The organism is Streptomyces sp. NPDC001093 (assembly GCF_040298985.1).
Classification (GTDB): Bacteria; Actinomycetota; Actinomycetes; order Streptomycetales; family Streptomycetaceae; genus Streptomyces.
Genome location: NZ_JBEPBF010000227.1, coordinates 1 through 8270, shown reverse-complemented (window position 1 = coordinate 8270; position 8270 = coordinate 1). Strand labels below are relative to the sequence as shown.

Below are 8270 nucleotides of genomic sequence, written 5' to 3'. Positions count from 1 at the left end.
CCTGCGCGCCGGGCCAGCGGCGCGCCCGGTCCGGCTCCAGAGCGCGCAGCAGGGCCCGCTCCACGTCCTCGCCGAGGTCCGGCCGCAGCCGCCGGGGCGGTACGACCCGTCCCGGCGGGCCCGGCACGGTCCCGGTGACCAGTTCGTAGCCGACCGCGCCCAGGCTGTAGACGTCGGCCCGCTCGTCGATGCCCTCGCCGGGCTCGGCCTGCTCGGGCGGCTGATAGCCCGCCGAGCCCGCGGCCAGTGTGAGCACCGAGGCCTGCGCGAGGCTCTTGGCGAGTCCCAGATCGGCCAGCAGCACCCGCCGGGTGCCGTCCGGGGCGGTGTGCAGCAGCACGTTGGTCGGTTTGATGTCCCGGTGCACGATCCCCGCCTCGTGCAGCGCCGCGGCGGCCCGCGCGGCCTCCGCCGTCAGCGCGAGCGCGTGCCCCACCGGCAGCGGTCCGCCCGCCAGCAGGTCGGCAAGCGTGCCGCCGTCGGCGTACTCCATCACGAAGTACGGCCTGCCGTCGGGGAGTTCACCGATGTCGTAGACCTGCACCACGCGGTTGGAGCCGGCCCGGCGCAGCAGCCGGGCCTCGGACAGGAAGCGGTCCCGGATGTCGAGCCGGTGCGACCAGTTCTCGGCGAGGACCTTCACCGCGACCGGTGCCTGGAGCTCGTCGTCGTGGGCGAGCCAGACCGTGGCGAAGGCGCCGGTGCCCAGCGGCCTTTCGAGGCGGTAGCGGCCGATCCGCCCTGGGGATTGCATACGACTATCATGCCTGGCCTGAGATCGACTCGAAGGGGGACCCCGGTGCAGGACCAAGCGCCGATGGAAGACCTCGCCCGGCGGGCCGCCGCCGGCGACGGAGCGGCCCTGGACCGGCTGCTCACCGAGATCCGGCCGGAGGTCGTGCGCCGCTGCGGGCGCTTCCTGCCGTGCCGGGAGGACGCCGAGGAGGCCGCCCAGGACGTGCTGCTCCAGGTGGCCCGGTACATCTCCGCCTTCGAGGGCCGCAGCCGCTTCGGCACCTGGCTGTACACGGTGGTCGCCAACTGCTGCCGGCAGAAGTACCGCGAGCTGAAGCGGCGGGCCGCCGAGCAGCCGGCCGCCATCGAGCCCTCGTTCGCCGTCGACCCGCGCACCACCAGCGTGATCGCCGGCTCCCGGGTGGACCTGCTGGAGGCGCTGGAGCGGCTGGAGCGGACGCATCCGCACCTGGTCGCGCCGCTGGTGTACCGGGACATCTGCCAGCTGGACTACGCGGAGGTCGCCGAGCGCGTGGGCATCCCCCTCGGCACCCTGAAGTCCCGCCTGCACGAGGCCCGCAAACAGGTACGGCCGTGGCTGGCGGGCTCCTGAGCGCCACCGGTTCCGCTAGAAGCCCCGCTGGTCCTGCTCGAACAGCGGCAGTTCCGCCCAAGATCGTCTTGCCCTCCGGGGTGTGCCGGCTGCCCCAGCGCTGGGTGAGCTGGGCGACCAGCAGCAGGCCGCGGCCGCCCTCGTCGAAGACCTTGGCCCGGCGCAGGTGCGGGGCGGTGTGGCTGGTGTCGGACACCTCGCAGATCAGCGTGGTCGCGTCGTGGATCAGCCGCAGCCGGATGGGGTGCGAGCCGTACCGGATGGCGTTGGTGACCAGTTCGCTGACCACCAGCTCCGCCGTGAACGCGGCCTCGCTCAGCCCCCAGTCGTCCAGCTGCTCCACGACCTGCTTGCGGATCGGCGCGACCAGTGCCGGGTCGGCCGGGATGTCCCAGGTCGCCACCTGCGCGGCGGGCAGGCCCTGGGTGCGGGCGAGCAGCAGCGCCACGTCGTCCGCGGAGCCCCCCGGCGGCAGCAGGGCGTGCAGGACGCGGTCGCACGTCCCGTCCAGGGAGTCCGCGTACGTGCCGAGCGCCTCGTACAGCAACTCCCGGCTCGTCTCCGGGTCCCGCTCCCGTGACCACACCAGCCCGTCCGTGTACAGCGCGAGGACGGTGCCCTCGGGCAGATCCACCTCCGTGGACTCGAAGGGCAGCCCGCCCAGCCCCAGCGGGGGACCGGCGGGCACCTCCAGCGCCTGGGGCACGGCGCCCGGCCGCAGGACCACCGGCGCAGGATGCCCGGCGCGGGCCACCGTGCAGCGCCTGGAGACCGGGTCGTAGACGGCGTACACACAGGTCGCGCCGGCCTCGCCGGGGCTGCCGGCCTCGCCCGGGCCGCCGCCGACGCCGGACTCCTCCGACAGCCGGACCACCAGGTCGTCCAGGTGGGTGAGCAGTTCGTCCGGGGCGAGGTCGATGTCGGCGAGGGTGCGCACGGCGGTCCGTAGCCGGCCCATGGTGGCCGAGGCCTCGACGCCGTGCCCGACGACGTCCCCGACGACCATCGCGACCCGCATCCCGGACAGCGGGATCACATCGAACCAGTCGCCGCCCACTCCGGCCCGCGCGGCCGGCAGATAGCGCGAGGAGGCCTCCAGCGCGGCCGTGCGCGGCAGCGTGCGCGGGAGCAGGCTGCGCTGGAGCGCCAGCGCGGTCTCCCGCTCACGGGAGTAGCGGCGGGCGTTGTCGATGCAGACGGCGGCCCGCGTCGTGATCTCCTCGGCGAGCAGCCGGTCGTCCGCGGTGAACGGGTCCGGCCGCCGGTGCCGGGCGAACACCGCGACACCCAGGGTGAGCCCGCGGGCCCGGATGGGCACCGACATCGAGGAGTGGATGCCGAAGCTGCGCACCTGCTCGCCCCGCGCGGTGCTCCAGGTCAGCCACGACCGCATCTCGCCCGCGGCCACCGAGGCGATGATCGTGTGCCCCGCGGTCAGCGAGTCCGCCTGGGGCGAGCCGGCCGGGTACTCCTCGATCCGCCCGGGCATGGTCACCGCCTCCGGCACGCCGTCCAGGACCGACCGATGGGCGGCCCGGCGCAGGGTGAGCGGGGCCGAGAGGCGGGCCGGGGGCTCGCCGCCGTAGTCCTGCGGATCCAGCAGGTCGATGGTGGCGAAGTCGGCGAGCGCGGGCACGCACACGTCCGCCAGCTCCTGTGCCGTACGGGTGACGTCCAACGTGCTGCCGACGCGCACGCTCGCCTCGTTCACCAGCTGCAGCCGCTGGCGGGCCCGGTAGTTGTCGGTGACGTCGTGCTTGGCCAGACACACCCCGCGCACCCGGCCCTGAGCGTCCCTGACCGGGGCCATCCGGGCGAGCCAGGCATGGGCGCGGTCCTCGCCGCCGGTGCGCATACAGGTCTGCACGTCCAGCGGGCTGCCGGTGGTCAGCACCTGGAGCATGCCCTGTTCCAGCTCCTCGCTCTGCGGCTTGCCGCCGATCTCCGCGAGCCGCAGCCCGCGCACGTGCTCCTCCCGCAGACCGACGACGTCGGCCATCGCGTCGTTCATCCGGCGCAGCCGCAGTTCGGCGTCGTACACGGCGACGGCGCACGGCGACTGGGTCAGGCCCGCCGCGGCGAGCGGGTCGTCCTCGGCGGGCGGTTCCGTGCCGGTCAGCGGGGTGACCACGAGCCAGCTGCCGCCGTGTCCGTCGCGCGCCGGCCTGCGGTGGGCGAGCAGCCAGACCGCGACGGTACGGCCGTCCCGGTGGCGCAGTCCGACCGTTCCCTCCCACCGGGGTCCCGGGGGCGGGGCGGGGGCGTCCTTCCCGGCCAGCAGCAGGGCGGCGGGGCGGCCCAGCACGGACTCCGCCGGGTGGCCGAGCAGGCGCCTGGCGCCCTCGTTCCACTCGACCAGCGTTCCGTCGTCGTCGATGACGGCTCGGGCCGTCGCCGCATCGTCGAACGGATAGCCCCGGCTCATCGTCGCCGCTCCCAAGCGCACACTCAGAGTGAAGAGGTGGCACCTCTCGCGTTCCAGCGTAGTGCTTCGGGGACTGCCATGACCCGCCACCGCCCTCCACCCCGCCGGTCGGTCGAACACGGTCCACGGGGAAAGTCTGTTTGTTCACGATCAGTTGTGACACCCGCGGCCGGAGCGCTGCTGAACGTCCCTGCGGGACGGCCGGTGCTCCTGGCGCGAGATCGCCGTCCCGCACGACGGGAGCATCGAGTCGGACCCCGGCGCCGGCCACGGCACCACCAGCGGCACCGGCTTGCTCCCGGGCGCCCGCTGACGGTCACCGCACGGGCGGACGGCCTGCGCACCGGCGCGGTGAGCGTGCCCGCCACCCCGGCGCCCGACACCGCACGACCAGCCGACTTCCAGCCTGCCCCCCGGTCGCCCCCGAACTACCCCTGCACGGACGCCGGTTACTCCGGCCGTCCGGACACCCTGCCCGCCGCGATGCCCGACGGCGACCCGGGCACCGGCTGGTCCAACGCCTGCGCCGAGGCGGCCGCCGCGCCGCTGCCCGCGAACGCCCGCACGGGGCTCCCGACTGCGCCTGGAAAGGCTGGTGTTCCTCTGAGAATCCTCAATTGTCTTGCCGTGCACGCAGGGTGACGCCCACGGTGATCCCATGGCACCTCTCGCGGGACTGAACAGGAAACACAACGTCGTGCTCGTCATCCGGGACGCGGACATGATCGCGGCGGCCTTGCGGCAGGCGCTGGCCGAGGCGTCGCCCGAGGAGCTCCCGGGCCTGGAGCGCGCCGCCGCACTCGTCGAGCCCACCGCCGCCGCCACCGAGGGAGAGCTGCGGGCCCGTTGGGTCCGCTCCCGGCTGGCCGCCGTCGGCTTCACCGGGGACATGGCCTCGATGGCGGCGCTGAAGACGCTGCGCCAGGCGGAGCCGCAGCTCAGCCTGATAGCGGCGGTGCAGCTGCAGAAGGACGCCGTGGCTCATCCGGAGTGACCGACTCGGCTGCCGGAAGCGCGGTGCCCTCACGCCGCGTCGTGGAACACCAGCCCCAGCGTCCTCCGTCGGCCCCACCGTACGGTGCTCACCCCGTGCCGCATCGCCCCGGCCGACCAGCCTCGGCGGGTGCGGACGGGGCGGTCCCGGGTGGTGAAGACCAGGCCGTGGCCCTGGCGCAGGATGCTCGCCGTGCCCCGGGACTGGGCGCGTGGGCGCTGTTCGACCATCAGGAACTCGCCGCCGGTGTAGTCGGTGCCGTACGCGTCCAGCGCGACCACCACCTGGAGCGGGAAGACCAGCTCGCCGAACACGTCGCGGTGCAGGGCGTTCCAGTCGCCCGGACCGTAGCAGAGCAGGATCTGCGCCGAGCGGTCCTGGCCGGTGGCGTGACAGCGCTCCAGCCACTCGTCGAGGGAGTCGGGCCAGGGCGCCGGGCGGTCCAGGCGGACTGCCCAGTCCCGGGCGACCGGCAGCAGCCGGGACCAGAGCGCGGCGCGCAGCGCGGCCACCGGGGCGGGCAGGTCGTGGGTGAAGTAGCGGTACTCGCCGGAGCCGAACCGGTGCCGGGCCAGATCGACCGTCGTGCGGAACAGTTCCGGCTTGTCGTAGAGCGCGGCCAGGCCGGCGCACTCGGCGGGGGAGAGCAACGGACCCGTGGGTGAGCTGCCGTGCTCGTCCAACTCGGCCGACAGCGCGGCCCAGTCCGTGCGGGCCACCCGGCGGCGTCCCTCGGCCGGGGTCAACGTCATCACGTCCTCCCTCACAGCAGAGCCGGCTGCAGCGCGCCCTCGTGCGTGAGCAGCCACAGCTTGCGCTCGACACCGCCCGCGTACCCGCGCATCGAGCCGTCCGCCCCGATCACCCGGTGGCAGGGGCGGACCAGCAGCAGGGGGTTGCCGCCGAGCGCCCGGCCCACCGCGCGCAGCTCGGCGCGCGGCACACCCAGCCGGGCGGCCAGCTCGCCGTACGTGGTCGTCGTGCCGTAGGGGATGTCCTCGAGGGCCTGCCACACGGTCCGCTGGAAGGGGGTGCCGGTGACGGCGAGCGGCAGTTCGAAGCGGATCCGGCGGCCCGCGAAGTAGGCGTCCAGCTGCCGGTGCGCCTCGGCGAACGGCCCGTCGTCGCGATCCTCGGCGCGGACGGCGGGCGCGCCGCGCTGCCCCGGCATGCCGAGCGAGCCGAGCGTCAGGCCGGCCGGCGAGACCGTGCCGGTCAGCAGCAGGTCGCCCAGCGGGCTCGGGTGGACGGTGTGGACAGTGTGTGTACTCATGGCAGGACTCCTTCGGTTGTGCTGCCGGCTTCTTCCGTGCTGCCGAGTCTGCTGCGTCGCGCGCCGCGTGACCGGCGGGAATCGGACATGGCCTTCGGACCCCGCGGGTACCGGTGGGAAGGGCGTCTGACCTGGTGATATTTACGGGTAAGTACCCGCGCGGTACCGTAAGGGGCATGCCAGCTCTCAATGTGGAGTTCAGCGAACGGGAACTCGAGGACCTGCGGCAGATCGCCAAGGAGCGCGGTACGTCGATGAAGGCCCTCGTCCGCGAGGCCGCCGCCGCCGACATCGCCCGGCACCGCGCCCTGCAGGAGGGCGCCGAGGCCTTCCGCCAGTTCTTCGCCGCGCACGCCGACGAGTTCGCCGCGGCCTTCCCCGACGACGAGCCCCCCGCGAAGGACGAGGCAGCCTGACGCATGCCCTCCGTCATCCACATCGACGTCCCCTGGCTGCTCCAGCGCCACGAGGAGGTCCTGCCCGACCAGCCCGCGGTCGACGACTTCTCCGCCCTGGTCGCCGCCGTCGCCCGGCACCGCGTGGATCCGCCCAGGCTCGGCGTGGACTCCGACCCCGCCTGGCGGGCCGCCGCGCTGCTGCACACCCTCGCCCTGCTCAAGCCGCTGCCCGCGGCCAACGCCCGTTTCGCCTGCGCGACGGCCGTGGCCTACATGTTCGTCAGCGGCGTCGGCATCGACCCGCCGTACGGCGCCCTCGTCGACCTCGCCCGCGATCTGATCTCCGGCAAGACCGACGTGTACGGCGCGGCCGACCGGTTGCGGTCCTGGCAGATCTGAGCGGCCCCTCGCGGGCCCGGGGGCCCGTCCCGCCCCGGCCGGCGGGGGAAGCCGCCGGGGCCGCCGGCCGGGGCAGGGTGGGCGGGGCCGCCGGCCGAGGACGGGAGGAACGGGGCCGGCGGCCGGTTTCGCACGGGAGAGCCTCTTCCGGCCCTCGGCTCCGCTCGAGCCGGGGGACCCCCACCCCGCGCGGGGCCTTTTCCGAGGAGGCCGGCCCCAGTCCACTACCGGGCCGCACACCCGGGAAGCGTGCGCGGGACCGCCGGTGTGTGTGCGTCCTTCACACGGGGCGCATGAAATACCGAAAGCCCTCGCAGGGTGCCCGGCAGGGGCGGTTTCTGACTTTCTTTCAACACCGCCGATGTCACGCGGGCGCCTTGTTGCTCGTGTGGAAGTTGTGCAAGGGTTGAAACGACCGTGTGGGGGGTAAAAACCGAAGTTCTTCCGGCAGTAGCGGAACTTCACCGGCCGAACGCCGGCCATTCCTTCCTGCGCGTCGCAGAGGTACGCATCAACGCACGTCGCACCAAAGGAATCCGCTCAGTGCCAACCCCCCACCCCCCTCGTCCTCCCTATCCGCCGCCGGGCGGTGACCCCGGGGAGTCCGACGAGTCACTCGCCGGTCCGCTGCGGGCCGGCTCCGACGCGGAGGCCTCCCGGTCCGCCGCCCTGCTGATGGCCCGGCACTGGCAGCCCGCGCAGGACTACGCGGTCGTCTGCCTGGCCCTTTCCGGGCCACTCGCCCACATGGTCACCGCCACCGCCTTCCACCAGGTCCTCGGCCGGCTCGCGCTCGGCGAACCCGCTGAGGCGCTGCGTCCCCGGCTGCTCGTGGCGGTCCGGGACACGGTCGTCAACTGGTCCGGCACCGACCGGATCACCGCCGTACTGCCCGGACTCGGGAAACCCGCCGGGGGCCGCGGTATGCGCGCCGCGAAGACCCTGATACCGGAGAACCGCGCCCTCTCCGACCGCTCGTTCCACGCCCTTCCCCGGCTGGAGCAGGCACTGCTGTGGCACATGGAGGTCGAGGCCGAGCCGATAACCGTTCCCGCCGGACTGCTCGGCATGGACATCGAGAGCGCGGCGGTCGCGCTGGAACAGGCGCGCGAGAAATTCCGCGAGGGCCTGGTACGCGCCCACAGGGAACTCGCGCCCGGCACGGAATGCCGCTACTACAACCGCCTGCTCGACGCTCCGATCCGCCGCGGCGGCGCCGGTGCCCTGCTGCCCGACGTCCAGGAGCATCTGTCCGGCTGCTCGTACTGCCGGCACGCCGCCGAGCAACTGGGCCACGCCGACGCCGCATTGGGCGTACTGCTCGCCGAGGCCGTGCTCGGCTGGGGCGCCCGCCGCTACCTCGACTCGCGTCCCGGCCGCCGCCCCGGTCCCGGCCGCACCCGCGGTGGCTCCCGGCGCTCCGGCGGACGCCG

At 74.0% G+C, this 8270-nt stretch carries 7 protein-coding genes and 2 pseudogenes; 5 read left to right on the top strand and 4 right to left on the bottom strand.

Annotated elements, in window-relative coordinates:
- The coding region (locus ABT288_RS48475) for a serine/threonine-protein kinase (RefSeq protein WP_351623079.1) at positions 1-754 on the bottom strand (754 nt) is incomplete at its 3' end.
- A gap of 45 nt (positions 755-799) precedes the next feature.
- On the opposite strand from ABT288_RS48475, the gene ABT288_RS48470 reads away from it, so the two are divergent.
- Positions 800-1348, top strand: a complete 549-nt coding sequence (locus tag ABT288_RS48470; protein WP_351623076.1) for an RNA polymerase sigma factor — start codon at positions 800-802, stop codon at positions 1346-1348.
- A 15-nt stretch (positions 1349-1363) separates the two neighbouring features.
- Here ABT288_RS48470 and ABT288_RS48465 read toward each other — a convergent pair.
- Positions 1364-3773, bottom strand: a pseudogene (locus ABT288_RS48465) (SpoIIE family protein phosphatase).
- Between the two features lie 658 nt (positions 3774-4431).
- On the opposite strand from ABT288_RS48465, the gene ABT288_RS48460 reads away from it, so the two are divergent.
- Entirely contained in the window at positions 4432-4767 is a 336-nt protein-coding gene (locus tag ABT288_RS48460) for a hypothetical protein (RefSeq protein WP_351623073.1), read from the top strand.
- 29 nt (positions 4768-4796) lie between these two features.
- Here ABT288_RS48460 and ABT288_RS48455 read toward each other — a convergent pair whose 3' ends face one another.
- Positions 4797-5519 carry a 2OG-Fe(II) oxygenase gene (locus tag ABT288_RS48455; protein WP_351623070.1) on the bottom strand — a complete coding sequence of 241 codons (723 nt, stop codon included), beginning with the start codon at positions 5517-5519 and terminating at the stop codon, positions 4797-4799.
- A gap of 11 nt (positions 5520-5530) precedes the next feature.
- On the bottom strand, positions 5531-6040 hold the full coding sequence (locus tag ABT288_RS48450) for a methylated-DNA--[protein]-cysteine S-methyltransferase (RefSeq protein WP_351623067.1): 510 nt from the start codon (positions 6038-6040) through the stop codon (positions 5531-5533).
- A gap of 176 nt (positions 6041-6216) precedes the next feature.
- On the opposite strand from ABT288_RS48450, the gene ABT288_RS48445 reads away from it, so the two are divergent.
- The 3 genes and pseudogenes from ABT288_RS48445 to ABT288_RS48435 form a co-directional block, all read left to right on the top strand.
- Positions 6217-6456 (top strand): hypothetical protein, encoded by a 240-nt coding sequence (locus ABT288_RS48445; RefSeq protein WP_069776955.1) that lies wholly within the window; start codon positions 6217-6219, stop codon positions 6454-6456.
- 3 nt (positions 6457-6459) lie between these two features.
- Positions 6460-6837 (top strand): toxin Doc, encoded by a 378-nt coding sequence (locus ABT288_RS48440; RefSeq protein ID WP_142219268.1) that lies wholly within the window; start codon positions 6460-6462, stop codon positions 6835-6837.
- Positions 6838-7380: 543 nt separating this feature from the next.
- Positions 7381-8270 (top strand): annotated as a pseudogene (locus tag ABT288_RS48435) (hydrolase); the annotation flags it as partial.

Excerpts from the sequence above, each read along its gene's own strand:
- ABT288_RS48460 (WP_351623073.1), top strand. The coding sequence starts at position 4,432 with ATGGCACCTCTCGCGGGACTGAACAGGAAACACAACGTCGTGCTCGTC.
- ABT288_RS48455 (WP_351623070.1), bottom strand. The coding sequence starts at position 5,519 with ATGACGTTGACCCCGGCCGAGGGACGCCGCCGGGTGGCCCGCACGGAC.
- ABT288_RS48450 (WP_351623067.1), bottom strand. The coding sequence starts at position 6,040 with ATGAGTACACACACTGTCCACACCGTCCACCCGAGCCCGCTGGGCGAC.
- ABT288_RS48445 (WP_069776955.1), top strand. The coding sequence starts at position 6,217 with ATGCCAGCTCTCAATGTGGAGTTCAGCGAACGGGAACTCGAGGACCTG.
- ABT288_RS48440 (WP_142219268.1), top strand. The coding sequence starts at position 6,460 with ATGCCCTCCGTCATCCACATCGACGTCCCCTGGCTGCTCCAGCGCCAC.